This is a genomic window from Salmonella sp. 2018103 (genome assembly GCF_026247685.1).
In the GTDB taxonomy this organism is placed as follows: domain Bacteria; phylum Pseudomonadota; class Gammaproteobacteria; order Enterobacterales; family Enterobacteriaceae; genus Salmonella; species Salmonella enterica.
Genome location: NZ_CP111029.1, coordinates 459,614 through 486,427, shown reverse-complemented (window position 1 = coordinate 486,427; position 26,814 = coordinate 459,614). Strand labels below are relative to the sequence as shown.

General features: G+C 52.9%; 22 protein-coding genes. 13 read left to right on the top strand and 9 right to left on the bottom strand.

The window, feature by feature from the left end:
* Positions 1 to 80: 80 nt before the first annotated feature.
* The 8 genes from tldD to csrD form a co-directional block, all read right to left on the bottom strand.
* Positions 81 to 1,526 carry a metalloprotease TldD gene (tldD, locus tag OLG56_RS02305; RefSeq protein ID WP_000055936.1) on the bottom strand — a complete coding sequence of 482 codons (1,446 nt, stop codon included), beginning with the start codon at positions 1,524 to 1,526 and terminating at the stop codon, positions 81 to 83.
* A gap of 144 nt (positions 1,527 to 1,670) precedes the next feature.
* Positions 1,671 to 5,471 (bottom strand): AsmA2 domain-containing protein YhdP, encoded by a 3,801-nt coding sequence (gene yhdP, locus OLG56_RS02300; protein ID WP_061377264.1) that lies wholly within the window; start codon positions 5,469 to 5,471, stop codon positions 1,671 to 1,673.
* Between the two features lie 110 nt (positions 5,472 to 5,581).
* A complete protein-coding gene (rng, locus tag OLG56_RS02295; RefSeq protein ID WP_000123188.1) occupies positions 5,582 to 7,051 on the bottom strand; it encodes a ribonuclease G in 1,470 nt (489 codons plus the stop codon).
* The gene (locus OLG56_RS02290; RefSeq protein WP_000210306.1) at positions 7,041 to 7,634 is read right to left on the bottom strand and encodes a Maf family protein; all 594 of its coding nucleotides are present in this window, start codon (positions 7,632 to 7,634) and stop codon (positions 7,041 to 7,043) included. Before OLG56_RS02290 ends, rng begins: the two co-directional genes overlap by 11 nt.
* Before the next feature lie 8 nt (positions 7,635 to 7,642).
* On the bottom strand, positions 7,643 to 8,131 hold the full coding sequence (gene mreD / locus OLG56_RS02285) for a rod shape-determining protein MreD (RefSeq protein ID WP_000179403.1): 489 nt from the start codon (positions 8,129 to 8,131) through the stop codon (positions 7,643 to 7,645).
* A 2-nt stretch (positions 8,132 to 8,133) separates the two neighbouring features.
* On the bottom strand, positions 8,134 to 9,186 hold the full coding sequence (gene mreC, locus OLG56_RS02280) for a rod shape-determining protein MreC (protein WP_000802538.1): 1,053 nt from the start codon (positions 9,184 to 9,186) through the stop codon (positions 8,134 to 8,136).
* 64 nt (positions 9,187 to 9,250) lie between these two features.
* Positions 9,251 to 10,294, bottom strand: coding sequence for a rod shape-determining protein MreB (gene mreB, locus OLG56_RS02275; RefSeq protein ID WP_000913396.1), 1,044 nt, complete (start codon positions 10,292 to 10,294; stop codon positions 9,251 to 9,253).
* Between the two features lie 307 nt (positions 10,295 to 10,601).
* Entirely contained in the window at positions 10,602 to 12,542 is a 1,941-nt protein-coding gene (gene csrD / locus OLG56_RS02270; protein ID WP_001241372.1) for an RNase E specificity factor CsrD, read from the bottom strand.
* Between the two features lie 203 nt (positions 12,543 to 12,745).
* Here csrD and acuI point away from each other — a divergent pair, with 203 nt between their 5' ends.
* From acuI to OLG56_RS02205, 13 genes are all read left to right on the top strand, one after another.
* Positions 12,746 to 13,720, top strand: coding sequence for an acrylyl-CoA reductase (NADPH) (gene acuI / locus OLG56_RS02265; protein WP_052942986.1), 975 nt, complete (start codon positions 12,746 to 12,748; stop codon positions 13,718 to 13,720).
* A 112-nt stretch (positions 13,721 to 13,832) separates the two neighbouring features.
* Positions 13,833 to 14,837, top strand: coding sequence for a protein-methionine-sulfoxide reductase catalytic subunit MsrP (gene msrP, locus OLG56_RS02260; protein ID WP_000723877.1), 1,005 nt, complete (start codon positions 13,833 to 13,835; stop codon positions 14,835 to 14,837).
* Positions 14,838 to 15,437: a protein-methionine-sulfoxide reductase heme-binding subunit MsrQ gene (msrQ, locus tag OLG56_RS02255; protein ID WP_001240053.1), complete on the top strand. Its 600-nt coding sequence runs from the start codon at positions 14,838 to 14,840 to the stop codon at positions 15,435 to 15,437.
* 392 nt (positions 15,438 to 15,829) lie between these two features.
* Complete coding sequence (gene accB / locus OLG56_RS02250) at positions 15,830 to 16,300, top strand: acetyl-CoA carboxylase biotin carboxyl carrier protein (protein ID WP_000354628.1); 471 nt, start codon at positions 15,830 to 15,832, stop codon at positions 16,298 to 16,300.
* A gap of 10 nt (positions 16,301 to 16,310) precedes the next feature.
* Positions 16,311 to 17,660 carry an acetyl-CoA carboxylase biotin carboxylase subunit gene (accC, locus tag OLG56_RS02245; protein ID WP_000884627.1) on the top strand — a complete coding sequence of 450 codons (1,350 nt, stop codon included), beginning with the start codon at positions 16,311 to 16,313 and terminating at the stop codon, positions 17,658 to 17,660.
* 108 nt (positions 17,661 to 17,768) lie between these two features.
* Positions 17,769 to 18,011 carry a YhdT family protein gene (locus OLG56_RS02240; protein WP_000340016.1) on the top strand — a complete coding sequence of 81 codons (243 nt, stop codon included), beginning with the start codon at positions 17,769 to 17,771 and terminating at the stop codon, positions 18,009 to 18,011.
* A complete protein-coding gene (gene panF, locus OLG56_RS02235) occupies positions 18,001 to 19,452 on the top strand; it encodes a sodium/pantothenate symporter (protein ID WP_001175682.1) in 1,452 nt (483 codons plus the stop codon). The genes OLG56_RS02240 and panF overlap by 11 nt, the downstream gene beginning before the upstream one ends.
* An 11-nt stretch (positions 19,453 to 19,463) precedes the next feature.
* On the top strand, positions 19,464 to 20,345 hold the full coding sequence (prmA, locus tag OLG56_RS02230) for a 50S ribosomal protein L11 methyltransferase (RefSeq protein WP_001145849.1): 882 nt from the start codon (positions 19,464 to 19,466) through the stop codon (positions 20,343 to 20,345).
* 660 nt (positions 20,346 to 21,005) lie between these two features.
* Entirely contained in the window at positions 21,006 to 21,971 is a 966-nt protein-coding gene (gene dusB, locus OLG56_RS02225) for a tRNA dihydrouridine synthase DusB (RefSeq protein WP_001219664.1), read from the top strand.
* A gap of 25 nt (positions 21,972 to 21,996) precedes the next feature.
* Complete coding sequence (gene fis / locus OLG56_RS02220) at positions 21,997 to 22,293, top strand: DNA-binding transcriptional regulator Fis (protein WP_000462905.1); 297 nt, start codon at positions 21,997 to 21,999, stop codon at positions 22,291 to 22,293.
* A gap of 85 nt (positions 22,294 to 22,378) precedes the next feature.
* Positions 22,379 to 23,263 (top strand): adenine-specific DNA-methyltransferase, encoded by an 885-nt coding sequence (gene yhdJ / locus OLG56_RS02215; RefSeq protein ID WP_000642611.1) that lies wholly within the window; start codon positions 22,379 to 22,381, stop codon positions 23,261 to 23,263.
* Positions 23,264 to 23,345: 82 nt separating this feature from the next.
* Positions 23,346 to 23,510 (top strand): DUF2556 family protein, encoded by a 165-nt coding sequence (locus OLG56_RS02210; protein ID WP_000620015.1) that lies wholly within the window; start codon positions 23,346 to 23,348, stop codon positions 23,508 to 23,510.
* A gap of 149 nt (positions 23,511 to 23,659) precedes the next feature.
* Positions 23,660 to 25,759, top strand: a complete 2,100-nt coding sequence (locus OLG56_RS02205; RefSeq protein ID WP_001145337.1) for a putative bifunctional diguanylate cyclase/phosphodiesterase — start codon at positions 23,660 to 23,662, stop codon at positions 25,757 to 25,759.
* 2 nt (positions 25,760 to 25,761) lie between these two features.
* Here the strand turns inward: OLG56_RS02205 and envR are convergent, their stop codons facing one another.
* Positions 25,762 to 26,424: an acrEF/envCD operon transcriptional regulator gene (gene envR / locus OLG56_RS02200; RefSeq protein ID WP_001085721.1), complete on the bottom strand. Its 663-nt coding sequence runs from the start codon at positions 26,422 to 26,424 to the stop codon at positions 25,762 to 25,764.
* Between the last annotated feature and the right edge of the window lie 390 nt (positions 26,425 to 26,814).

Sequence of the window (26,814 nt, the reverse complement as noted above, 5' to 3'; positions counted from 1 at the left end):
ACCCGACGCAGACATTGCCTGATGGCGCTGCGCTTATCAGGCCTGGGCGGCACACACCACAGGCCTGATAAGGCGGAGAGTTATGCGGTGCCGCCAACCGTCAGGTTATCGACTTTCAGCGTCGGCTGGCCTACGCCTACCGGCAGACTTTGACCCTCTTTACCGCAAACCCCCACCCCGTTATCCAGCTTAAGGTCGTTGCCGACCATGGAGATCTGTTGCATCGTTTCAATGCCTGATCCAATCAACGTCGCGCCCTTCACCGGCGTCGTGACTTTGCCGTTTTCAATCAGATACGCTTCCGAGGTAGAGAACACAAACTTGCCGGAGGTGATATCCACCTGACCACCGCCAAAGTTAGGCGCATAGATGCCGTATTCAACGGATTCGATAATTTCCTGCGGCGTTGACTGCCCCGCCAACATATAGGTATTCGTCATACGCGGCATTGGCAGATGCGCGTAAGATTCGCGACGCCCGTTACCGGTCGGCGCAGCGCCCATCAGGCGCGCGTTCAGCTTGTCCTGCATGTATCCTTTCAGCACGCCATTTTCAATCAATACGTTGTACTGGCCTGGCGTACCTTCATCATCGATAGCAACGGAGCCACGACGGTTCATCATTGTGCCGTCATCCACTACGGTGCAAAGCGCGGAGGCAACCTGCTCGCCGATCTGACCGCTAAACACAGACGTCCCACGACGGTTGAAATCACCTTCCAGCCCGTGCCCGACCGCTTCGTGCAGCAATACGCCCGGCCACCCGGCGCCCAGAACCACCGGTAACGTCCCCGCTGGCGCAGCGACCGCGGAGAGATTAACCAGCGCCATGCGTACCGCTTCTTTCGCCCACGCGTCGGCGCGAACCTCGCCGTCGAGATCGGCAAGAAAATACTCATAACCAAAGCGACCGCCGCCGCCGCTGGCGCCGCGCTCGCGTTTACCGTCTTCTTCCACCTGCACGCTAACGGACAACCGCACCAGTGGACGGACATCCGCCGCCAGCGTCCCGTCGGTCGCCGCCACGAGGATTAATTCATATACGCCGGTCAGGCTGGCGTTAACTTCCTGCACGCGTTTATCGGCTTCTCGCGCCGCTTTATCAACGCGTCTGAGGATATCCAGCTTCTCTTCGCGGCTCATACTTTGTAGCGGATCAAGGGTGGTGTAGAGCGGCTGATGCGCTACGGCGGCGAGCGTTTTTACCTTGCCTTCGCCGTTCTCGCGTACAATGGTTCGCGCTGCCTGCGCACTCTGCTCCAGCGCCAGGAGGCTTATCTGGTCAGCATAAGCAAAACCGGTTTTTTCGCCGCTAATGGCGCGAACGCCAACGCCCTGGTCGATATTATATGAACCATCTTTAATGATGCGGTCTTCTAAAACCCAGGATTCGTGATAGCTCGACTGAAAATAGAGGTCGCCATAATCAAGACGGCGTTCGGCCAGTTGGCCCAAAATAGCGAACAGATCCTGATGGTTCAGGCCATTCGCCGCTAGCAATTGTTCACTTACCAGGTTCAGACTCATCGTTTTTGCTACTCGTTGATTTCTGCCGGATGGCGGTTCACGCCTTATCCGGACTACGTTGTTAGATTGTACAAACCGGATAAACGCAGCGCCGTCCGGCATGACTATTTACTGAGAGTGGGGCAATTCCTCGCCCCCGTCAAATCATTGCTGGCTTTCTTTTCTCGGTTGGCGCAGAACTTCGTTGATCTGCGGCGCATCGACCGGACCGGTAATGCGATATCGCAAAATGGAGACCTTGCTCCATAGCGGCCCCAACACTTTACTGGCGGCAAATACCGCCGCGCCGACAATCGGGTTAACGGCAAACGCGGCAGCGACGCCCACGGTGGCGGAAATTTCCGGCGCGACAACGGCCTCCATATCAAGACGACGACGCACCAGATCAACAGAACCTTTCATTGCAATATCCGCTTCCAGCCCATCCACCAGCGTATCGTCAGTATGCAGGACGCCATCTTTAATCCACGCGGTACTATGAATAGAGTCGAAATAGAAGCCCTCGCTAAAGGTATCTCTGAAGTCAAACCGCAGCTTACGCAGCAACGCATCAAAACTGAGCAGCCGCAGTAACTGTCCGGCATGACCGCTACTGAGATCAGTAAACTCACCTTTACCCAGACGCGTGCGTAAAATCCCGTTGAGCGTGGCTTCATCAGGTTGCCAGGGCGGGTTTCGCCAGTGCAGATCGTAATCTACGTTAAAAGACGCGTTCTGGATTGGCGTCGAGATGCCGAAGAACCCGGCAGCCGTGTCGAGGTTACTACCATGCAGACTACCTTTCAGCGAGGTTCGTTCATTACCCGGCGCATTCACCCACTCGCCGTTCGCTTTCAAACGGGCGAATCCGGTATCGATCAGGCCATTCGCCAGAGTCAGCGTATTGCCTTTGATGGCGAAATCGCCATCAATACGCCCATATTTTTGCCCCCACAGCCAGCACTCTTCGCAGCGAAGCTGTAAGTCCGGCCAGCCGCGGAAGCTAATCGTGTTCGCCGAAGCCAACGGCGATGTCGGCGTGGGTGACGAGGCGTGCGTTTTTGCGACGCCAGGGTTGTAGTAAAGGTACTTAATGTTCGCCAGCCACGGCGCATGGTTGCGCATGAGCAGCGTGGCGTTCACCTCACGGCCCTGCGCTTCAATTTTTGTTCCGTTCAGCGAGGGGGCTGAAACGACGCTCAAATTGTTCCACTGCTGGCCGCCCAGCGATAGCGCGGGAGTACGCAACGTGACGCGTTGAGGAAACTCGGCCGAACTGCTCACGTTATCCGCCGCGCCTTTCTGGAATAACGCCAGCCACTGCGCGCCATCCAGCGCCGGCAGATTGAGCTCAACGCCTTGTTGAGCAGGTAATGGCGGAATCGTCCGGCTGTCCGTCGTCCAGATAGCCCGATCCAACGTCAGCTTCTGATTTAATAACCAGCGGCTGTTAAAGTGATTTTTACTCCCTGCGCTCCCCGTTAGCGCAAAACTTTTCAGGTTGCCGTCAGCCTGAATGTTCACCGGAATGGCTTCGCCTGCGGGTTTATTTAGCGGAGAAGGTAAGTGACTGCTCACATTTCTCAGATCGCCGTTCAGCTCGATGTGATAAGTGGTGTCAGCGTGATACGGAAGATCGATGCCGACTTTACCATTCCACGTCACGCTGCCGCTCAGGGCGTCATTCAGTTGCGGCGGTAAGACGCCCATACGCGTTGGCTGCCAGTTACCGTTCAGGTTGACGGCGACCTGATAGGCTTTTGCCCCTTCCGTCGTACTGAAATCCAGGTTAAGCGGCTGATTAAACCAGTTTGCCGTCAGCGGCCCGCTTTTTAGCGCGCCATTCACAAAGCTGAATTTACCGTTCAGATTTTTGAGCGTGCTGTTTAGCGGCTTAATAAACAGACTGTTATTACGCAACGAGACATCGCCCTCAGCGGTAACCTGTTCGCCATCCAGCGGAATATCAAGATGTAAGCGAGCATTCACATCGCCATCTAATTGGAGCTCCGCCAGCGTCGAGCCAAGCGAGTCTTTTAGTGGCGTCTCGTCGAAATAAGGCCCAACGGCTTTTCCCGGCCCGTTAATATCGGCATCAATGAGCAGTTTCTCTTTGGAATAATCCGGAATCGCCGCCGCGAGTTTGCTGGCCTTCACCCCGCCCAAATCGACGCTATCCGAACGCATCCATAGGCCGTCGTTCAGGAAATCCAGTTCAATGTTGAGATTTTTTAGCGCCGGCCAGTCGGGTTGAAAAGCAAACGTCGCATTGCGCAGCGGCACCAGCACTTCAAACTGACCTTCGTTATGCTTATAGGGAAAGAGGTGCGGGTTACCACCGTAAACCAATGTGGCGTTATCCGCCTCGCCGCCCTGAATCGCGCCGCTAAGGTAATCGACCAGCGCTTTGCCCATCAGGTTTTCCGGAAAATAGCGCCACGCCTGAGATCCATCGTCGGTACTGATTCCGGCCAGAATCCCCAGCCACGGTTCGTCGCCCGTCGGTTGCAGATAGCGGAACCCGCCGCGCGCATGTACCGCCTTTGCTTTGACGTCAATGTCGCGGCCATCAAGCTGAAAGCCGTTCTCATTCTTCAACCAGCTAAGCGTCGCGACGCCGTTTTCAATTTCCAGCGGCGCGCGAAAAACGGTTTCATAGGGCATCTTAGCCTGCTGCATCGCAACCTTCATCTGCCCGTCTTCTACGCTTCCCGCCAGCGTACCGGAAAAATGTTCCGCGCCGGGCAACAGCTTCCACTGTTTCCAGGCAAGATTTTCCCACGATGCCTGAAAACGCGTTTTTTCGGTCGCCTGTAGCGGAATATCCAGCGCCAGTGCGGCGATCTTTCCGCTCGGCTGCGTAGCCTGCCATATTTCGCCCAGCACAGGCGACAGTTTAGCCGCCAGCGGACGTAATGCTTCCAGCCCCGCCAGTTCAAGATTACTGGCGCGAATGCGTAGTTCATCGCTACGTGTGTGATTCTCGCCGCCGACGTCCTGCTGCGGGAGCCAGGCCACGGTTAAGGCTCCGCTCGGCCAGGGTTTACCATCAAGCGTAATCCGTGTGTCCGGAATATAAAACTGCCAGCCCGGCTGCTCGCGGCTAATCTGTGCCGTAAGGTTATCGACAGACAGCGTGTGCGTCGTGTTATCGCCCAACCAGCTTGCTCCGCCCTGTTTCAGCCAGACGTCTCCTCCGGCGATTTCGCCTTTACTGAGCGTCATCCAGCCTTCCAGACTGAAACGCGCCGTCTGGAGCGCCACATTATCCTGCATCCATTTACCCAGCCACGGCTTGACGTCAATATCGTCGGCCTGTAACCAGACTCTGCCGTTATTCAGCAAACCGTCGTCATCGCGTAAATCCATCCGCACCTGCATCACACCGTGCTGCCCGGTCAGGCTGGAGAGACTGACCTCGCCTTCGGCGCGGTGCCGCTCTTTGCCGTTTAGCCAGGTAAGCTGTGGGATCGCCAGTTCCGCGCGTTGTCCGGAAAGCGTCAGAAAACTGATTTGGCTATCGCGCAGATCGAAATGATCGAACTGACGCAGGAAAAGATCGCTTAAACGGCTGGTTTCGATGCCTTCGCCGTCGCTGCTTTGAAGAGGCGTGTTGGTGCGGAAATTGAGTTGCCAGAAGGTCAGGTCGCGAAACTGCCAGCGCATATGCAACAGGCTTTGCCAGACGTCCAGCGCCAGCGTAACGCGTTTTATCGACAGTTCGCCGCCATCTTTCAGGGCGGCATGAATATTATGCGCTTCCAGCGTAGGGCCAAAATTTTGCCAGCTTGCGGAGAGTTGGCTAGCGGCCACCGGCACGCCGGTCACAGACTCAATTTTATTCAGGATAGCTGGACGCCAGGCGTCAAGATGAGGCAACGCCAGGCGCAACCCGCTAACCAGCAGCGCTGCAATGACGATGAGCGCGGCTCCAGTGAGCAATAAAATCCCCGGCAATCGCCTCACGCGTCTCTCCTTGTCTGCCAAAAAATACGACTCACACCCCTTGAAGGTATATTGCCGGATGGCGGCGCTTGCGCCTTATCCGGCCTACATGCGCTGGTGCTACTACTCAATTACATCATTACGACGTCAAACTGCTCCTGGTTATAAAGCGGTTCGACCTGAACTTTAACCTGTTTGCCGACAAAGATTTCGACTTCCGCCAGCGCGTGTGATTCTTCGCCTTTCAGCGCTTCCGCCACCGCAGGAGAAGCATAAACCAGGAAGCGATCGGAGTCATAAGCGTGATGAACACGTACAATTTCACGCATGATCTCATAGCAGACGGTTTCCACCGTTTTTACCGTCCCGCGGCCATGACAGGTTGGACACTCGTTACAAAGCACATGTTCCACGCTTTCACGAGTCCGTTTACGGGTCATTTCCACCAGCCCCAGCGGCGAAAAACCGTTAATACTGGTTTTCACGCGATCCTTACTTAACGCCTGTTCCAGCGAATGCAGCACCCGGCGGCGATGATCTTCATTATTCATGTCGATAAAATCGATAATGATAATGCCGCCCAGATTACGCAGGCGTAGCTGGCGGGCAATGGCCTGAGTCGCTTCAATATTGGTATTAAAAATGGTGTCGTCGAGATTACGGTGTCCGACAAACGCGCCGGTATTGATATCTACCGTCGTCATCGCTTCGGTTTGGTCAATAATCAGATAACCGCCGGACTTGAGTTCAACCTTACGCTCCAGCGCGCGCTGGATTTCATTTTCCACGTCATAAAGATCGAAGATCGGCTGATGGCCACTGTAATGCTCCAGCTTACTGGTCATTTCCGGGATGTATTCTGCGGTAAACTCCAGCAGCGACTCATAGGTCAGACGTGAGTCGACGCGAATTCGGTCCAACTGCGCATCGGCGAAATCGCGCAGCACGCGCTGCGCCAGCGCCAGTTCGCCATACATCTGGTAGCGCGTTTGCGGACGCTTTTTGCGCTCCATGACTTTCGTCCAGACGCGCTTGAGATAGGCGGCGTCAGACGCGAGATCCTCTTCACACACGCCTTCCGCCGCGGTGCGGATAATAAACCCGCCCTGTTCGTCGCAGTATTCCGCCACCACCTTTTTCAGGCGCTCGCGTTCACTTTCGCTTTCGATACGCTGGGAAACGCCAACGTGTGACGCGCCGGGCATAAAAACAAGGTAACGGGAGGGCAACGTGATGTCCGTGGTCAAACGCGCGCCTTTCGTGCCGAGCGGATCTTTCACTACCTGCACCATCAGATCCTGTCCCTGACGCACCAGTTCGGAGATATCGCGCACGGTAAACTGTTTTTGCTCGTCGCCCGCCACGCATTCGGTATGCGGCATAATGTCGGAAGCGTGAAGAAATGCGGCTTTATCCAGCCCAATATCTACAAAAGCCGCCTGCATACCTGGAAGTACACGACTTACACGACCTTTGTAGATATTGCCTACGATTCCGCGTCGCGCTTCGCGCTCAATATGGATTTCCTGAAGAATACCGCCATCAATGTACGCCACGCGCGTTTCCGATGGCGTTACGTTTACCAACAATTCAGCCGTCATGTTTATCCCTTTTATCACGCAGTGCGTTAAAATGACTCAACAACTCATACGTTTCAACCAGCGGTAAGCCGACCACGGCGTGATAGCTGCCATTTATCTTCCTGACAAAACAGCCACCCCGCCCCTGAATACCGTATGCACCTGCTTTATCTAAAGGCTCGCCGCTGGCGACATAGCCAGTAATATCCTGCGCAGAAAGCGTGCGGAAAGTCACCTCCGTTACCACCAGACAATCCAGCGTCTGCTGCGAGTCCGCAAGCGCAACAGCAGTCATCACCTGATGCGTATTTCCGGAAAGCAAACGCAGCATTTCTGCGGCATGAGCGGCGTCGCGCGGCTTTTCCAGCACCTCGCCGTTTAACACGACTATCGTATCCGCGCCCAACACCGGCAGATCACGGGGAACCAGCGCCACGCCAGCCTGCGCCTTTTCGCGCGCCAGCCGAACAACATACTGCTGCGCGCTTTCCTGAGCACGCCGTTGCTCTTCAATACCAGGCACGACCTGCTCGAATGAAAATCCAAGTTGAGTCAATAATTCCTGGCGACGCGGGGAACCGGAAGCAAGATACAGAGTTGTCATATCGACCTTTATTGCACAGCAAACTGCTGGCGTACTTTACGCATCAGCAAAAAGAGCCAGGGCCACAGCACGCCATTGACTACACTACTCCAGAACACTTCCGGTCTGAAAGAGACGTTGATCACTAAAAACTCGGCCCAGAAAACAATAATGTCCACGGCCAGTGAAAGCAACATTACCACCAGCGCCTGCTGCCAGAGCGCCAGGTTACGGAAGAGCTGGAATTTCAGAGCGACCAGATAGGCGACAATACTCATCGACAGAGCGCGCACGCCAAGTGTGGAACCGCTGATGAGATCAAGTATGGCACCCATCACAAATCCCGTCCCCACATTTACGCGGTGCGGCAGGGCCAGAATCCAGTACAGTAAGATGAGCAAAACCCAGTTTGGCCGGAAAACAATGATGTCGTCCGGCCAGGGCATGATTTGCAGCAACAGCGCAATAAGAAACGAGAGCCAGATAACCCAGCGCCCCTGGCTACGATAGCTCGCCACCATTACCCTCCCGGCGCACGCGCAGGCGGCGTGGTCGCGCCCGAAGGCGATGGTTGCGTTGATACCGGCGCAGTCTGGCCCGCAGATGGCTGAGTAATCCCCGTCGCCGGATCCGGCACTGGTGCCGGCGGCCCCATCGCATCCGGAGAAGGCAACACCTGCGGCATCATCTGCATCAGGCGCTCATTGGCGACGCGGTGAACCTCTTCCGGCGTCATCGGATTGGCGCCGTTACGATCGGCTCCCCACAACAGCAGCAGATAGCGCAAACGCTGCAAACCCGCGGTTGGACGAGCCTGAATGACGGTATAGGCGCGCTGAGTGTCCAGCTTGACGGAGGAGACTACCGCCACCGGATACCCTTCCGGGAAACGCCCACCAAGTCCGGACGTTACCAGCACATCGCCGACGCGAATATCGGTATTGGCGGGCAGATGTTCAAGCTGAAGATCGTCAGTACAGCCGTTACCGGCGGCAATCACGCGGATGTCATTGCGCAGTACCTGAATCGGCAGCGCATGAGTCGCATCGCAAATCAGCAACACGCGGCTGGTCAGTTTCGCCACGGCGACAACCTGCCCTACGACACCTTTGTCGCTAATGACCGGTTGACCTTCATATACGCCATTAACGCTGCCTTTATCGATAACGACCTGATCGCTGTAAGGATCGTTAACCGTTGAAATAACCTGCGTCACCATTTTCTGCTCGTCCTGACGCAGCGGCGACCCCAGCAGCTCGCGCAACCGCGCGTTCTCCTGTTTGTACTGCCCCAGCATCAGCAGATCGCTGTTTTTTAGCAGTAATTCCTGGCGCAGCGCCCGGTTTTCCAGCTCAAGCTGGTCGCGAGAAGCCAGCGTTTGTGACACGCTGTCGAGCAGTTCACGAGGGCCGTTTGAAATAAAATAGAAAGGACTGACGGCAGTGTCCATGTACGTTCGGATTTGACTGAACGTCCCCAGGCGGCTGTCGGCAATGATAACGCCGAGCGCCACCAGCACCGCCAGAATAAGGCGAATCTGTAGCGACGGGCCACGGCTAAAAATTGGCTTCATAGGCTATGCGTATTCTCGCGTCGGAGAGGCAGGACAATCCAGGGATAATCCTGCCCGTATCCAACTACTCTTCGCTGAACAGGTCGCCGCCGTGCATATCGATCATTTCCAGCGCCTTGCCGCCGCCGCGCGCCACACAGGTCAGCGGATCTTCAGCAACCACGACAGGAATGCCCGTCTCTTCCATTAACAGACGGTCAAGGTTACGCAGCAGCGCGCCGCCGCCGGTGAGCACCATACCGCGCTCGGAGATGTCTGACGCCAGCTCCGGCGGACACTGTTCCAGCGCTACCATTACCGCGCTGACGATACCGGTCAACGGTTCCTGCAACGCTTCCAGAATCTCGTTTGAGTTCAGGGTAAAGCCGCGTGGAACGCCTTCCGCCAGGTTACGGCCACGCACTTCGATCTCACGGACTTCGTCGCCCGGATAAGCGGAACCGATTTCGTGTTTAATACGTTCTGCGGTAGCTTCACCGATCAGAGAACCGTAGTTACGACGAACGTAATTAATGATGGCTTCGTCGAAGCGGTCACCACCAATACGGACAGAAGAAGAGTAAACCACGCCGTTCAGGGAGATAACGGCAACTTCAGTGGTACCACCACCGATATCCACAACCATTGAACCGGTTGCTTCAGAAACTGGCAGACCTGCGCCGATCGCGGCCGCCATCGGCTCTTCGATCAAAAAGACTTCACGGGCGCCTGCGCCCTGAGCGGATTCACGAATCGCGCGGCGTTCTACCTGCGTCGCGCCGACCGGCACGCATACCAGTACGCGCGGGCTTGGGCGCATAAAGCTGTTGCTATGCACTTGTTTAATAAAGTGCTGGAGCATTTTTTCGGTCACAAAGAAGTCAGCGATAACGCCATCTTTCATCGGACGGATCGCAGCGATATTGCCCGGCGTACGGCCCAGCATCTGCTTCGCATCATGACCGACTGCAGCCACGCTTTTCGGCGAACCGGCACGATCCTGACGAATGGCCACAACGGAAGGCTCATTCAATACGATGCCTTGTCCTTTTACATAAATGAGGGTATTCGCGGTACCCAGGTCAATGGACAGGTCATTGGAAAACATGCCACGAAATTTTTTCAACATACTAAGGGATAATCCTGAAAGCTGGGGCGGAAAACAAAATCCGCTTACTTTACCAACCACACGCAGCAGCGACAAGGCGCAAAAATCATCTGCTACGGTGAAAATTAGTGCAGTTCGTTTCCTTTGTTACAAATCTCGGCCTGAGTCCCTCAGGGCTGAAAAAATCAGCAGCAATCCTCGCCTTCGTTTGCAACCTGTCAAAGGTCATTCACCTGCATATTTGCTGCAACAATCTGGCGAGCAGACAAGCACACCCCCATGAGGCGCAGCGCGCGTTATTCTACGTGAAAACAAATTAAACGGCAGGTTAAACCGAGTATCTTTGCGAATATTTTTTCACGTTTGTGTCAAGTAGTTGGGAGGAGGCAAAAAAATCACCCTGCCCGCCAGCCACGCCGCGTTTTGTCAGCGTCTGCCACTCGCCGCGCGAACGGACGCCCGTCGCGTAAACCTGCGTAGGCGTACCCGCGCAGGCCTCTACCAGACTTTGAACCAGAAGCTGGTTTTCCGTTCGCTTCTCAATGTTTCTGACCAGACTCGGATGCAGCTTGAGTAATTCCACATTGAGCGCTTTAATCCAGCTCGTGCTAACCAGCGTCAAACCCGCCTGTGTCACCGCCACCCGAACGCCAAGCGCATTGACTAAGCGAAGGATGGGTTGTAACCGACTGATGTGTTGACAAACATCTGCCTCCGCAAGTTCAATAATTATGCGATTTCGCTGTGATTTTTCACACTGCATTAACGTATCGCGCAACCAGCGCTGAAAACGCGGACGAATCAGCGACTCGACCGTCAACTGCATTGCCAGATTTTCATCCGGCCAGTAGCCCAGCAACGTAATCAGGCGGCTAATTTGTAATCTGTCATACTCTTCCGATAAACCAAATTGCAACACCATCGGCATATACTCCGCCGAGCTCACCTCTTCTTTACCGTCATAGATGCGACACATCAATTCCCGATGATGCACACGACCTTCTCGCGTGACCGCTGGTTTTTGATAAAGTCGCGGTCCGCCCCGGTTCAGCATCTGCTCAATCAATGTGCGCCAGCGTACATTGCCGCGCCCTTTTTCCGGCAGAGTGTCGTCGTAGATAGCCCAGCTATTTCCCCCCTGCAGGGCGGCATTCCGCGCCGCGGCTTCAGCATGTTCCATCACCTGCTCGGTGGACTGTCCGCTGCGCCAGGCGCAAATGCCGATATGTACCATATCGTCACGATCGAGCATTTTGTTAGCCGGTAGCGCATCGACAGCTTTTAAAAGTTGTCCGGCAATACTTTCCGCTTCTTTCAGCGTTCGATGCGGGAGCAGCACGGCAAAGTCGCTGCGGTGATAACGCGCCAGCAGCGAGCCTGGGTAACGCATAATAAATGTCGATAGCAGATTGATAAGCATAAACATCTGCTCTTCCGCCTGATTGCCTCCCAGGCTGTCGCGCAGAAGATTGAAGTCTGGCAAGCGGATCATCATCACCACGCCATGCACTCCCACTTTTTCCTGATCTTCCAGCAGCGTCGCCAGTTGGTTATCAAAGAACAGACGGTTACCGAGTCCGGTTTTGGTGTCCTGCGCGGCGTAGGAGCGAATGAGGGTGTCCAGGCGACTACGCTGTTCGTGAGCAAACTGAATTTCGGAAAGCAATACATCAAGCGCGCTACTGGTGCGCGCTGGCCATTCGTAAACAGAACCGCGGACATTCGCCCCACGTTCGCCGTTCAGAATACGCGTTGAGCGAATTTCCAGAAGCTCCTGCCCGGAAAGCTGCCGCTGCAGCCAGCGCACCGATAAAAACAAAATCAGAACGATAAAACCGATCGCCAGCGTCAGCGGCGCCGTGGTGATCAGTGAGTGAAAATAGTTACCCATCGGGTCCTGATAAACCAGACGTAGCGACATTCCTGGATGTTTTATCAGCGGTACGACCAGCTCGCGATACATGTCGCTGGTGCCAGCTGGCCGATAACCTCTGGCGCGAGAATGGCTGTAGACGCTGCGCTCCCCCTGCAACAGATCGACACGCACAATATCGGAAGCGATCATGAGCTCGTCGATTTGCGGCGTCAGCGAGACAATATCATGGGTCACCAGGTGCGTATCAATGGCTGTCGCCGCCGCCTGCACACGGCTGACATACTTAGACTGTACGGCGTTATAAAAGCTTAGCGAGCAACCTATCAGAGTCACGAAGATCGTTAACCCCGTGAGCAGCGTGATAAAAGCTGAGAATTTCGTCGTTAATCGCATCCTTGAGTTAACTCCGACGGTTATAAACAGTATGAAAAAGCGAATCTGAAGGCGGAATTCGCCACGGCGCGCAATGAAGCAGGCATACTACCAAAATGGATCTATCTGGCAATTTATTGCGTTGCATCGGCATCACGTTTTAATTAGCGAGTATAGTCTTCGTAGCTATTTTTCCAATCTACCATGTAAAGTGAGGACAGGTTATGCAGGCGTTGATCTTAGAACAGCAGGACGGTAAAACCCTCGCATCCGTGCAACATCTCGAAGAGAGTCAACTGCCGGCAGGTGATGTGACGGTGGATGTCCACTGGTCCAGCCTGAATTATAAAGATGCTCTGGCTATCACCGGAACAGGGAAAATTATCCGTCATTTTCCGATGATTCCTGGTATTGATTTCGCCGGCACCGTTCACGCAAGCGAAGATCCTCGCTTTCATGCAGGCCAGGAAGTACTACTGACTGGCTGGGGCGTGGGCGAAAACCACTGGGGCGGCCTGGCCGAACGCGCACGCGTTAAAGGCGACTGGCTGGTCGCGCTGCCTGCGGGACTGAGCAGCCGTAACGCCATGATCATCGGCACCGCCGGTTTTACCGCCATGCTGTGCGTCATGGCGCTTGAAGATGCAGGTATTCGCCCGCAAGACGGTGAGGTTGTCGTCACCGGCGCCAGCGGCGGCGTGGGCAGCACTGCCGTTGCATTACTGCATAAGCTGGGCTATCAGGTTGCAGCAGTATCAGGACGTGAAAGCACCCACGGCTATCTTAAGAGTCTGGGAGCTAACCGTATTCTCAGCCGCGATGAGTTTGCTGAATCTCGCCCGTTGGAAAAACAGCTGTGGGCCGGTGCAATTGATACCGTTGGCGATAAAGTGCTGGCGAAAGTGCTGGCACAGATGAACTATGGCGGTTGCGTGGCCGCCTGCGGCCTGGCGGGCGGCTTCGCGCTGCCGACCACCGTTATGCCATTCATTCTGCGTAATGTGCGTTTGCAAGGGGTGGACTCGGTGATGACCCCACCGGCACGTCGCGCAGAAGCCTGGGCGCGTTTGGTTAAGGATCTGCCGGAATCGTTCTATGCTCAGGCCGCCACAGAGATTACGCTGGCGGATGCGCCGAAGTTCGCCGATGCCATCATCAATAATCAGGTTCAGGGCCGTACGCTGGTGAAGATAAAATAACGTCACGTATAAAAAAATTTACACTTAATTAACTATTTATTTTTACACATTGACACACTCCCTGTCATATTCACTACACGCCATGTTGTGGTGGGTAGACCGGGAGTCTGTGATGAAAAAGATACGTCCATTAACAGAAGCCGATGTGACTGCGGAATCGGCTTTTTTTATGCAGCGCCGACAGGTGCTAAAAGCATTAGGCATCAGCGCGGCCGCCTTATCCTTACCCTCAACGGCGCAGGCCGATCTCTTCAGTTGGTTTAAAGGCAACGATCGTCCGAAAGCGCCTGCCGGTAAACCGCTTGAGTTTAGTCAGCCTGCCGCCTGGCGAAGCGATTTAGCGTTAACGCCGGAAGATAAGGTGACGGGCTACAACAATTTCTATGAGTTTGGCCTCGATAAAGCCGACCCGGCGGCCAATGCCGGGAGTCTGAAAACCGAACCGTGGACGTTGAAAATCAGCGGGGAAGTCGCGAAGCCATTTACGCTGGATTACGACGATTTAACACATCGTTTTCCATTAGAAGAGCGTATCTATCGAATGCGCTGCGTCGAAGCGTGGTCCATGGTCGTGCCGTGGATTGGTTTCCCTTTATATAAGCTACTCGCGCAGGCACAGCCCACCAGCCACGCTAAATATGTGGCATTCGAAACACTATACGCGCCGGATGATATGCCGGGACAGAAAGATCGTTTTATAGGCGGCGGACTGAAATACCCTTATGTCGAAGGGCTACGTCTGGACGAAGCCATGCATCCGCTGACTCTGATGACCGTTGGCGTCTATGGTAAGGCGTTACCCCCGCAAAACGGTGCGCCCATTCGACTCATCGTTCCATGGAAGTATGGTTTCAAAGGTATTAAATCTGTTGTTAGCATTAAACTCACCCGCGAACGTCCGCCAACCACCTGGAATTTGTCGGCTCCCAACGAATATGGTTTTTACGCCAATGTGAACCCGCATGTGGATCATCCACGCTGGTCTCAGGCTACCGAACGCTTTATTGGTTCAGGCGGTATCCTTGATGTGCAAAGGCAGCCGACGCTGCTGTTTAACGGCTACGCCAATGAAGTCGCTTCGCTGTATCGCGGTCTCAATTTGCGGGAGAATTTTTAAGTGCGTCTGACAGCAAAACAGATAACCTGGCTAAAAGTTTGTCTGCATCTTGCCGGTTTTTTGCCGCTTCTGTGGCTCTTTTGGGCGATAAATCACGGTGGACTCAGCGCAGACCCGGTAAAGGATATCCAACACTTTACCGGCAGAACCGCACTCAAATTTTTGCTCGCCACCTTGCTGGTTTCACCGCTGGCGCGCTACGCTAAACAGCCATTATTGATACGCACACGCCGCCTGTTGGGGTTATGGTGTTTCGTTTGGGCTACGCTGCATTTAACCAGCTATGCCTTACTGGAACTGGGGATACATAACCTGGCGCTGTTAGGAAGCGAGTTGATTTCACGCCCTTATTTGACGCTTGGGATCATTAGCTGGCTGGTGTTATTGGCGCTGACGTTGACCTCAACGCAATTTGCGCAGCGTAAATTGGGCAAACGCTGGCAAACATTGCATAACGTCGTCTATCTTGTCGCGATCCTGGCTCCCATACATTACCTGTGGTCGGTAAAGATTTTATCACCGCAACCGGTCATCTACGCGGCATTAGCGTTAGCCCTTTTAGCGTTGCGTTACCGGAAGTTTCGCCAGTGGTGGCGCTAGTTTGGTGAACTGTGCGGTCGATTGCAAAACGCAAAACAGGTAATGTCCTTTTTATGTTTCGGGTTGATTATCTTCCCTGATAAGACCAGTATTTAGCTGCCAATTGCGACGAAATAGTTATAATGTGCGACTTTACATTGCCCAACGGCGATTTTCGTTCGCAGAAAGGGTGACAATCGTGCAATGAAGGTATATTTTGTTTTTTGCCCGAAAATGGCAGAAGATAGCCACACAATGACTGGCAAATCATGAATTTCACCTTCGGGTGCTACGGCATAACAGGCAAATCAAAGATGCGCGGTATTTTACCCGCGGCAGTCATTCACATGCTTTACAGACGGCGCTAAAACGCCTGTCACAATCACACTAAACAAAGAGTACGGAACCCACTCATGGATATTCGTAAGATTAAAAAACTGATCGAGCTGGTTGAAGAATCAGGTATCTCCGAACTGGAAATTTCTGAAGGCGAAGAATCTGTTCGCATCAGCCGCACAACGGCAAACGCCGGTTTTCCGGTGATGCAGCAGGCTTATGCGGCGCCGATGATGCAGCAACCCGCTCTGTCTAACGCTGTCGCGCCAACGGCTACTCCAGCAATGGAAGCGCCTGCCGCAGCGGAAATCAGTGGTCACATCGTACGCTCCCCAATGGTTGGTACTTTCTACCGCACCCCAAGCCCGGACGCGAAAGCGTTCATCGAAGTGGGCCAGAAAGTGAACGTGGGCGATACCCTGTGCATCGTTGAAGCCATGAAAATGATGAACCAGATCGAAGCAGACAAAGCAGGTACTGTGAAAGCGATTCTGGTCGAAAGTGGTCAACCGGTAGAATTTGACGAGCCACTGGTCGTCATCGAGTAACGAGGCGAACATGTTGGATAAAATTGTCATCGCCAACCGCGGCGAGATCGCATTACGTATTCTTCGAGCCTGTAAAGAACTCGGCATCAAGACCGTCGCTGTGCACTCAAGCGCGGATCGCGATTTAAAACACGTATTGCTGGCGGATGAGACGGTCTGTATTGGCCCGGCACCGTCCGTAAAAAGTTATCTGAACATCCCGGCTATCATTAGCGCCGCTGAAATCACCGGCGCGGTGGCAATCCACCCGGGTTACGGCTTCCTTTCTGAGAACGCCAATTTTGCCGAGCAGGTTGAACGCTCCGGCTTTATCTTTATCGGCCCGAAAGCGGACACCATCCGCCTGATGGGCGATAAAGTGTCCGCGATTACCGCGATGAAAAAAGCGGGCGTGCCGACCGTACCAGGATCTGACGGCCCGCTGGGCGACGATATGAATGCGAACCGCGCTCATGCCAAACGTATTGGCTATCCGGTGATCATCAAAGCGTCCGGCGGCGGCGGCGGCCGCGGTATGCGCGTGGTTCGTAGCGATGCTGAACTGGCGCAGTCCATCTCCATGACCAAAGCGGAAGCGAAAGCGGCTTTCAGCAACGACATGGTATACATGGAAAAATACCTGGAAAATCCACGCCACATCGAAATTCAGGTGCTGGCGGACGGCCAGGGCAACGCTATCTATCTGGCGGAACGCGACTGTTCCATGCAGCGTCGCCACCAGAAAGTGGTTGAAGAAGCCCCGGCGCCAGGCATTACGCCGGAACTGCGTCGCTATATCGGCGAACGCTGCGCGAAAGCGTGCGTAGACATCGGCTATCGCGGCGCAGGGACGTTCGAATTCCTGTTCGAAAACGGCGAGTTCTATTTCATCGAAATGAACACCCGTATTCAGGTTGAACACCCGGTGACTGAAATGATTACCGGCGTCGATTTGATCAAAGAGCAGTTGCGCATCGCGGCGGGTCAGCCGCTGTCGATCACACAGGACGAAGTTGTCGTTCGAGGCCATGCGGTAGAATGCCGTATCAATGCCGAAGATCCGAACACCTTCCTGCCAAGCCCTGGCAAAATCACGCGCTTCCATGCGCCTGGCGGCTTTGGCGTTCGCTGGGAATCCCATATCTACGCGGGCTACACGGTACCGCCGTACTATGATTCCATGATCGGCAAACTCATCTGCTACGGTGAAAACCGCGACGTGGCAATTGCCCGTATGAAAAATGCCCTGCAGGAACTGATTATCGATGGTATCAAAACCAATATCGATCTGCAGACCCGCATCATGAATGACGAACACTTCCAGCACGGTGGAACTAACATCCACTATCTGGAGAAAAAACTCGGTCTTCAGGAAAAGTAATCGCACGTTAATCTCAAAAGGCCGGTGAATCCGGCCTTTTTTATTTCTGGGGATAGCGATGCCCCATCATGTACAATTCCCGCTTTCTTCACCCATAAGGGACAAAAAATGGACGCTCGTTTTGTTCAGGCCCATAAAGAGGCGCGCTGGGCGCTGTGGCTGACCCTTTGCTATCTGGCGGCATGGTTAGTGGCTGCTTACTTACCTGGAGACTCGCCGGGAATTACCGGTCTGCCGCACTGGTTCGAGATGGCCTGCTTATTGACGCCGCTGGTCTTTATTTTGCTGTGCTGGGCGATGGTGAAATTCATTTATCGCGATATTCCGCTGGAGGATGACGATGCAGCTTGAGGTCATTCTACCGCTGGTAGCCTATCTGATCGTGGTCTTCGGGGTCTCGATTTACGCTATGCGCAAGCGTACCGCCGGCACCTTTTTAAACGAATATTTTCTTGGCAGCCGTTCGATGGGCGGGATCGTGCTCGCGATGACGCTTACCGCCACCTATATTAGCGCCAGTTCATTTATCGGCGGTCCCGGCGCGGCTTATAAATACGGTCTGGGCTGGGTCTTGCTGGCGATGATCCAGCTTCCCGCCGTCTGGCTTTCACTGGGTATTCTGGGTAAAAAATTCGCTATCCTGGCGCGTCGCTATAATGCCGTCACGCTTAACGATATGCTATTCGCTCGTTACCAAAGCCGCCTGCTGGTGTGGTTGGCAAGCCTGAGTTTATTGGTCGCGTTTATTGGCGCAATGACCGTACAATTTATCGGCGGCGCGCGACTGCTGGAAACTGCGGCGGGAATTCCCTACGAAACCGGCCTGCTGATATTTGGCGTCAGTATCGCACTCTATACGGCGTTTGGCGGCTTTCGCGCCAGCGTACTTAACGATACGCTACAGGGCCTGGTGATGCTGGTCGGCACGATAGTGCTGCTGGTGGGCGTGATCCATGCGGCGGGCGGTCTAAGTCAGGCCGTTGACACGCTGCACGCTCTCGACCCCAAACTGGTAACGCCGCAGGGCGCCGATGACATACTTTCTCCCGCCTTTATGACCTCTTTTTGGGTACTGGTCTGTTTTGGTGTGATTGGCCTGCCGCATACGGCGGTGCGCTGCATCTCCTATAAAGACAGTAAAGCGGTACACCGGGGCATTATTATCGGTACGATTGTCGTGGCGATTTTAATGTTCGGGATGCACCTTGCCGGCGCGCTGGGTCGCGCGGTGCTTCCGGATCTGACGGTGCCGGATCTGGTGATCCCAACGCTAATGGTGAAAGTTTTGCCGCCGTTTGCCGCCGGGATCTTCCTCGCTGCGCCAATGGCGGCGATCATGTCAACAATTAACGCCCAACTGCTGCAAAGTTCCGCGACGATCATTAAAGATCTCTATCTCAATCTACGCCCCGATCAGATGCAAAATGAGATCCGGCTGAAGCGTATGTCGGCAGCGATTACTTTACTGCTAGGCGCGCTGTTGCTGCTGGCAGCATGGAAACCGCCAGAGATGATCATTTGGCTCAACCTGCTGGCGTTTGGCGGCCTGGAAGCGGTGTTCTTATGGCCGCTGGTACTGGGCCTTTACTGGGAGCGGGCAAACGCGGCAGGCGCATTAAGCGCCATGATCGTGGGCGGCGTGCTATATGCCCTGCTTGCCACATTTAATATTCAGTACCTGGGCTTTCATCCGATTGTGCCCGCGTTACTGTTAAGTTTATTGGCTTTTCTGATCGGAAACCGATTCGGCTCTTCCGCTTCGCAAGCCACCGTATTGTCTACTGATAAATAAAGAGTTTTGCCATGCCATGGATCCAATTGAAACTGAATACCACCGGCGCGAATGCTGAAGAGCTGAGTGATGCGCTGATGGAAGCGGGCGCCGTTTCCATTACCTTTCAGGATACGCACGATACGCCGGTTTTTGAGCCGTTGCCGGGCGAAACCCGTCTGTGGGGCGATACCGATGTGATCGGTCTGTTCGACGCCGAAACCGACATGAAAGACGTTGTCGCGATTCTGGAGCAACATCCGCTGCTGGGTGCCGGATTTGCCCATAAAATCGAACAACTGGAAGATAAAGACTGGGAACGCGAATGGATGGATAATTTCCATCCGATGCGTTTTGGCGAGCGTCTGTGGATTTGTCCCAGCTGGCGTGACATTCCGGACGAGAATGCCGTCAACGTGATGCTCGACCCGGGACTGGCGTTCGGTACGGGTACGCACCCCACCACCTCTTTATGTCTGCAATGGCTGGACGGGCTCGATCTCAACGGCAAAACCGTGATCGACTTTGGCTGCGGTTCAGGCATTCTGGCGATTGCCGCGCTGAAGCTGGGAGCGGCAAAGGCGATTGGTATTGATATCGATCCGCAAGCTATTCAGGCCAGTCGCGATAATGCCGAACGCAACGGCGTGTCTGACCGGCTGGAGCTGTACCTGCCGAAAGACCAGCCAGAAGCCATGAAAGCCGACGTGGTCGTCGCTAACATCCTGGCAGGCCCATTACGCGAACTGGCCCCGTTAATCAGCGTACTGCCCGTTGAGGGCGGTCTGCTGGGGCTTTCAGGTATTCTAGCCAGCCAGGCGGAAAGCGTCTGCGATGCTTACGCCGAGCTTTTCACTCTCGACCCGGTCGTCGAAAAAGAAGAGTGGTGCCGCATTACTGGCCGTAAAAAATAATTCTTGTCAGCGTGGTCGCCCGGCCACGCTTTTCTCCACACAACTGCCTTAACACCTTTCTGTCACCGAGACATCATTAAATTCATCAAATGAATGCCTGAAATAACTTCTTTGTCACTATCCGTCTGGATAAACAGCTGCTACCAACGGACAAAAGGTACTGGCGTTTAACGGGTCGCAGCCATCGCCCTCGTGCTTAGTAAATGCTGTCCGGGTTGTTCTGCAGCATCCGCTAACGCGCTCTTCAGCACAGCTGGAAAAATTTATGCGTGCCATTCATGAACACAAAAGCGCGTCTGTGCGCCCCCTTCCGACTGGCAATGGAGAAAAGTCACGCGCAGCGGGAAGTGATCTTGTCCTGAAACGAGACGGCGATCCCATTCATTTGGGGTAATTAGCTTATAAAAAAAGCAGATTATTCCGCTTATCTTGTTTCTGGACGAAGAAATAGAGAGAAGTTACGGGAATTTGTAAGCGCGTACAAAACCGCCGACAATAAATAACTCTATGATTTTACTGAATTATAAATTTATTTTGCTGTTTTTAAGCACGATTCATTGATCTACAACAGTGGATTGTTCAAAGTTTGGCCTTTCATCTCGTGCAAAAAATGCGTAATATACGCCGCCTTGCAGTCACAGTATGGTCATTTCTTAACTCATGCGCATCGGACAATATCAGCTCAGAAATCGCCTGATCGCAGCGCCCATGGCTGGCATTACTGACAGACCTTTCCGGACGCTGTGCTATGAGATGGGAGCAGGATTGACAGTATCCGAGATGATGTCTTCTAACCCGCAAGTGTGGGAAAGCGATAAATCTCGTTTACGGATGGTGCACGTTGATGAGCCAGGAATTCGCACGGTGCAAATTGCCGGTAGCGACCCTGTTGAGATGGCCGATGCCGCACGTATTAACGTGGAAAGCGGCGCCCAGATTATTGATATCAATATGGGGTGCCCGGCGAAGAAAGTGAATCGTAAGCTGGCAGGTTCAGCCCTCTTGCAGTACCCGGATTTAGTGAAGTCTATACTCATCGGGGTCGTAAACGCAGTGGACGTTCCTGTGACTCTCAAGATTCGCACCGGCTGGGCGCCGGAACACCGTAACTGCGTAGAGATTGCCCAACTGGCTGAAGATTGTGGTATTCAGGCTCTGACCATCCATGGCCGCACCCGCGCCTGTTTGTTCAACGGAGAAGCTGAATACGACAGTATTCGGGCAGTTAAGCAGAAAGTTTCCATTCCGATTATCGCGAATGGCGACATTACTAACCCGCATAAAGCCAGAGCTGTTCTCGACTATACAGGGGCGGATGCCCTGATGATAGGCCGCGCAGCTCAGGGAAGACCCTGGATCTTTCGGGAAATCCAGCATTATCTGGACACTGGGGAGCTGCTTCCGCCGCTGCCGCTGGCAGAGGTAAAGCGCTTGCTTTGCACGCATGTTCGGGAACTGCATGACTTTTACGGTCAGGCAAAAGGGTACCGAATCGCGCGTAAACACGTCTCCTGGTATCTCCAGGAGCACGCTCCAGACGACCAGTTTCGGCGCACATTCAACGCTATTGAGGACGCCAGCGAACAGCTGGAGGCGTTGGAGGCATACTTCGAAAATTTTGCGTAAACAGAAATAAAGAGCTGACAGAACTATGTTCGAACAACGCGTAAATTCTGACGTACTGACCGTTTCTACCGTTAACTCTCAGGATCAGGTAACCCAAAAACCCCTGCGTGACTCGGTTAAACAGGCACTGAAGAACTATTTTGCTCAACTGAATGGTCAGGACGTTAATGACCTGTATGAGCTGGTACTGGCTGAAGTAGAACAGCCCCTGTTGGACATGGTGATGCAATACACCCGTGGTAACCAGACCCGTGCTGCTCTGATGATGGGCATCAACCGTGGTACGCTGCGTAAAAAATTAAAAAAATACGGCATGAACTAATTTCGATTAGCTAACTGCTTGTTTAAAAAGGCGCTACTCGGCATGGGGAAGCGCCTTTTTTATACGCATCACATGGAATTTGGTCATGAAAGCGGAATGTGAACCTCAGTACTTTGGCGATGAATCGAAGAAGATTATTCACGGTGACGCGCTAACAGAACTTAAAAAACTGCCTTCTGAAAGCATTGACTTAATTTTTGCCGATCCACCTTACAATATCGGAAAAGATTTCGACGGTATGGTGGAATCCTGGGACGAAGCGTCTTTTCTGGCCTGGCTGTATGAATGCATTGATGAATGCCACCGCGTACTGAAGAAACACGGCACCATGTACATCATGAATAGCACAGAAAATATGCCGTATATCGATCTCAAATGCCGAACGCTTTTTACCATCAAAAGCCGTATCGTCTGGTCCTATGATAGTTCCGGGGTGCAGGCGAAAAAATACTTTGGTTCTATGTATGAACCGATCCTGATGATGGTAAAAAACCCGAAAAGCTATACCTTTAACCGTGACGCGATTCTGGTCGAGACCACCACGGGCGCCAAGCGCGCGCTAATCGATTATCGAAAAAACCCGCCCCAACCATACAATCAGAAAAAAGTGCCGGGCAACGTCTGGTCATTTCCTCGCGTACGTTATCTGATGGATGAATATGAAAACCATCCTACGCAAAAGCCCAGCGCGCTGTTAAAACGGATCATACTGGCCTCTTCTAACCCGAGCGATACCGTATTGGACCCTTTCGCGGGCAGTTTCACCACAGGCGCTGTCGCAGCGGCGTCAGGTCGTAAGTTTATCGGTATTGAACTCAATAATGAGTACGTAAAAATGGGGCTCAGAAGATTGAGCGTCACTTCGCATTATTCAGAAAATGAACTTGCAAAAGTCAAAAAGAGAAAAACACAAAACCTGTCCAAAAAGCAGCGAAATGTCGGGATAAACGCGCTATCTTCAGAGAAGTAAAAGCATTGTAAGTCCGCTTTTCAGCGTCAAAATTTCATGTATATTCCCAGCACGCATGGGCATGAATACACAGGATTTGACGATGATACGTAAGTATTGGTGGCTGGTTGTTTTTGCCGTCTCCGTTTTTCTTTTTGATGCGCTTTTGATGCAATGGATCGAATTGATGGCAACTGAACAGGATAAGTGCCGAAACATGGATTCGGTTAACCCTCTCAAATTGATCAATTGTACCGATCTGGAGTAGCGAACCGGGCGATTTAACCTATGATTATTTATCACCCGGATTTCTTTTATCCCTTATAAAAACAGGGAATTAAAACACGTTGAGGATAAAAGAAGGGGTGATACTGTCTCGTCCTTTTTTTTCCTGCATAACCAATGAGCTAATGATACATGCCGGTTAGTGAGTACAACCACATCCTTGTGGCGGTTTCATTTGCTGTCGCTATTTTTGCGTCCTATACCGCATTAAATATGGCCGGACGCGTAGCCGGAAGCGCCCGATCAAACGCCAGAATATGGCTAATGGGCGGCGGCTTCGCGCTGGGCGTCGGTATTTGGGCGATGCATTTTGTCGGGATGCTGGCGATGGATCACGCGATGAACATGCGCTTCGATCCGTTCCTCACCGGCCTCTCCATGCTGATCGCGATCGGCTCCTCCCTGTTTGCGCTATGGCTGGTCAGCGCTGAAAAACTGCGCCTGCGCCGTTTACTGCCGGGCGCGCTGGTGATGGGACTGGGCATCAGCGCAATGCATTATACCGGGATGGCGGCGCTGCAATTTGCTTCCATTATCGTCTGGAATAGCGCATGGGTTGCCCTCTCTATCATTATCGCGCTACTGGCGTCCTGCGGCGCGCTGTGGCTCACGTTCCGCCTGCGTCATGAGGGAACAGATGTCGCCCTGAGGCGAGCAGGCGCTGCGGTATTAATGGGAATAGCTATCGCCGGCATGCATTACGCCGGCATGAAGGCCGCACACTTTCCCCAAAACTGGCCGATGGAGCATCGTGGCGTCGATAGCAACTGGCTGGCTGTTCTTGTCAGCGTGGTCGCGCTGACTATCCTGGGCATTACTCTGCTGGTTTCTTTATTTGACGCCCGGCTTCAGGCCCGCACCGCACTACTTGCCTCTTCGCTGGCGCAGGCGAACCAGGAACTAGCGCAGTTGGCGCTGCATGATACGCTCACCCGTTTACCAAACCGGGTACTCCTTGAAGATCGTCTGGAACAGGCCATCAGCAAAGCGAATCGGGAAAGCACGTCTTTCGCGCTACTGTTTATGGATCTGGATGGCTTTAAAGCCGTTAATGACGCTTATGGTCATGATATCGGCGATAAGCTATTGGTAGCGGTCACGCATCGTCTGAACCAACCGCTGAGCGGGCAGTTTACCCTGGCGCGGATTGGCGGCGACGAATTTGTGCTGCTTGCAGAAGTCAGCGCGCCTGACGAAGCGGCTTCCCTTGCCAGCGCGCTGGTACATTCGATAGATGCGCCCTTTACGATAGATCCGTACGAACTGGTCGTCACCCTTAGCGTGGGAATAGCGCTCTATCCGCTGGACGGAAAAAACGAACGGGAACTGATGTTCAACGCCGATGCCGCGATGTACCACACGAAACATACGGGGCGTAACGGATACCATTTCTTTCAGCCATCAATGAATATGTTGGCGCAAACCCAGCTTCAGCTAATGAATGACCTGTGGCTGGCGCTGGAAAGACAAGAGCTCAGGCTGGTGTACCAGCCTAAATTTCAGGCTCCTGCCGGCCCCATTGTAGGATTTGAGGCCCTGTTGCGCTGGTATCATCCAAAACAAGGCGTACTGAATCCTGACCAGTTTTTACCGCTGGCGGAAAAAACGGGTCTTATCGTCACTATCGGTAGCTGGGTGATAGACGAGGCGTGTCGACAGCTACGCGAGTGGCACTTACAGGGATACGCCTTATGGTCAGTGGCGGTAAATCTTTCCGCCTTACAATTTGAGCAGCCCGGCCTTGTGGACACCATTACGCGGAGCCTGGCCCGACACAGTATCCGTCCCGATTTATTGATTCTGGAAATCACCGAAACCACGGCGATGAACAAGCCAGAGCAAAGCGTCGCTATACTCACCAGATTAACGGAAATGGGGGTTAAGGCCTCTATTGACGACTTTGGCACCGGTTATTCCAGCCTTCTCTATCTGAAACGTCTTCCGGCGTGCGAACTAAAAATTGATCGCGCTTTCGTACATGAACTCAGCGAGGCAAGCGACGGCGCGACCATTGTTGCGGCTATTGTCGCGCTGGCGAAAGCGTTAAATCTGCAAATTGTGGCAGAAGGGGTAGAAAATGAAACGCAGCAACAATTTTTGACCCAGTTAGGATGCCATACACTTCAGGGGTTCCTGCTTGGCAAGCCGCGTACGGCAGAGGAAATTGCTCGCGATATTCGGGACCCTGCCAATATATTCACAAGGTCAATATATAATATCAACTCAAAATAATCTCAGGCTTCTTCCGCCTGTTGTTCATTTGGCATTAATTGCCTCACACTGCCATCCGGGCTTAGCATTTTTAATACATTATCGACTAATGCAGGCGCCTGCTTATAAAGATCATAACTTGTGGGATTCATTAACCAGTTCTTTACTATTCCGCTAAAACTACCATGCAGAATAATTAATATGACATCCAGATCAAGACTGCCTGAGATCAGCTTTTTATCCATACATCGCTGTAATACTTCAAGCAGCGACTGATGATGGAAACCAATCTTCTCCCGAATGGCCTGTTCCGATATCATACCATTATGGAATTCACATTTATGATATAAAATCTGCATTAATGCCTGCTGACGAGGCACTGCCGCAATATATTGTAAGGCTGCAATAAATTTCTCTCGTAGATCCTGTAAAGGATTATCATTCCAGCATCCCGTAAGCCTATCCTGAATAAGTTCGCGTAAAGGTGGTTGCTGTAACCAAACCTCATTAAACAACTGCGTTTTATTCTCAAAGTGCCAGTAGATGGCGCCCCGCGTGACATCAGCGGCATCAGCGATATCATTCAGCGTCGTGTTGGCAACGCCGCGCAAAGCGAACTGCGCAATAGCGGTTTCAATCAAATGTTGCCGCGTTTTAAGCGCATCCGCCTTCGTTTTCTTCGCCATAATTAAGATATCCTGGACCATAAAAACGATAAATACGCTGATAAAATACTCAGCACAAAAAACAACTTTATCATGTCCTTTTTAGTCAGACGAGAGACAGCTATTTTTATTTCGCACAATATCGCCAAATCAATAATAAAAACAAATAAATTAATAAAACATATTCATATAAAATATATATTTCTATTTATGTTATTCAACATCATGATTTTACTAATCGGGACATTATGAAACGACAGGGAATAGTTCTTTTTTTGCTTTTATGTGCCGTGAACCCCATCCCAAAATAAGTATTGCTTACATCACAAGCTAATAATTTGTAGGATACCCCACTGCTATTCTATTTTTCGCGCGTTAACGCCTTACCGTTATCCGGTGAATAACGAGCTT

Bases quoted from the DNA above. Each gene is read 5' to 3' on its own strand.
- tldD (WP_000055936.1), bottom strand. From the start codon at position 1,526: ATGAGTCTGAACCTGGTAAGTGAACAATTGCTAGCGGCGAATGGCCTG.
- rng (WP_000123188.1), bottom strand. From the start codon at position 7,051: ATGACGGCTGAATTGTTGGTAAACGTAACGCCATCGGAAACGCGCGTG.
- OLG56_RS02290 (WP_000210306.1), bottom strand. From the start codon at position 7,634: ATGACAACTCTGTATCTTGCTTCCGGTTCCCCGCGTCGCCAGGAATTA.
- mreC (WP_000802538.1), bottom strand. From the start codon at position 9,186: ATGAAGCCAATTTTTAGCCGTGGCCCGTCGCTACAGATTCGCCTTATT.
- mreB (WP_000913396.1), bottom strand. From the start codon at position 10,294: ATGTTGAAAAAATTTCGTGGCATGTTTTCCAATGACCTGTCCATTGAC.
- csrD (WP_001241372.1), bottom strand. From the start codon at position 12,542: ATGCGATTAACGACGAAATTCTCAGCTTTTATCACGCTGCTCACGGGG.
- acuI (WP_052942986.1), top strand. From the start codon at position 12,746: ATGCAGGCGTTGATCTTAGAACAGCAGGACGGTAAAACCCTCGCATCC.
- msrP (WP_000723877.1), top strand. From the start codon at position 13,833: ATGAAAAAGATACGTCCATTAACAGAAGCCGATGTGACTGCGGAATCG.
- accB (WP_000354628.1), top strand. From the start codon at position 15,830: ATGGATATTCGTAAGATTAAAAAACTGATCGAGCTGGTTGAAGAATCA.
- accC (WP_000884627.1), top strand. From the start codon at position 16,311: ATGTTGGATAAAATTGTCATCGCCAACCGCGGCGAGATCGCATTACGT.
- OLG56_RS02240 (WP_000340016.1), top strand. From the start codon at position 17,769: ATGGACGCTCGTTTTGTTCAGGCCCATAAAGAGGCGCGCTGGGCGCTG.
- panF (WP_001175682.1), top strand. From the start codon at position 18,001: ATGCAGCTTGAGGTCATTCTACCGCTGGTAGCCTATCTGATCGTGGTC.
- prmA (WP_001145849.1), top strand. From the start codon at position 19,464: ATGCCATGGATCCAATTGAAACTGAATACCACCGGCGCGAATGCTGAA.
- dusB (WP_001219664.1), top strand. From the start codon at position 21,006: ATGCGCATCGGACAATATCAGCTCAGAAATCGCCTGATCGCAGCGCCC.
- fis (WP_000462905.1), top strand. From the start codon at position 21,997: ATGTTCGAACAACGCGTAAATTCTGACGTACTGACCGTTTCTACCGTT.
- yhdJ (WP_000642611.1), top strand. From the start codon at position 22,379: ATGAAAGCGGAATGTGAACCTCAGTACTTTGGCGATGAATCGAAGAAG.
- OLG56_RS02210 (WP_000620015.1), top strand. From the start codon at position 23,346: ATGATACGTAAGTATTGGTGGCTGGTTGTTTTTGCCGTCTCCGTTTTT.
- OLG56_RS02205 (WP_001145337.1), top strand. From the start codon at position 23,660: ATGCCGGTTAGTGAGTACAACCACATCCTTGTGGCGGTTTCATTTGCT.
- envR (WP_001085721.1), bottom strand. From the start codon at position 26,424: ATGGCGAAGAAAACGAAGGCGGATGCGCTTAAAACGCGGCAACATTTG.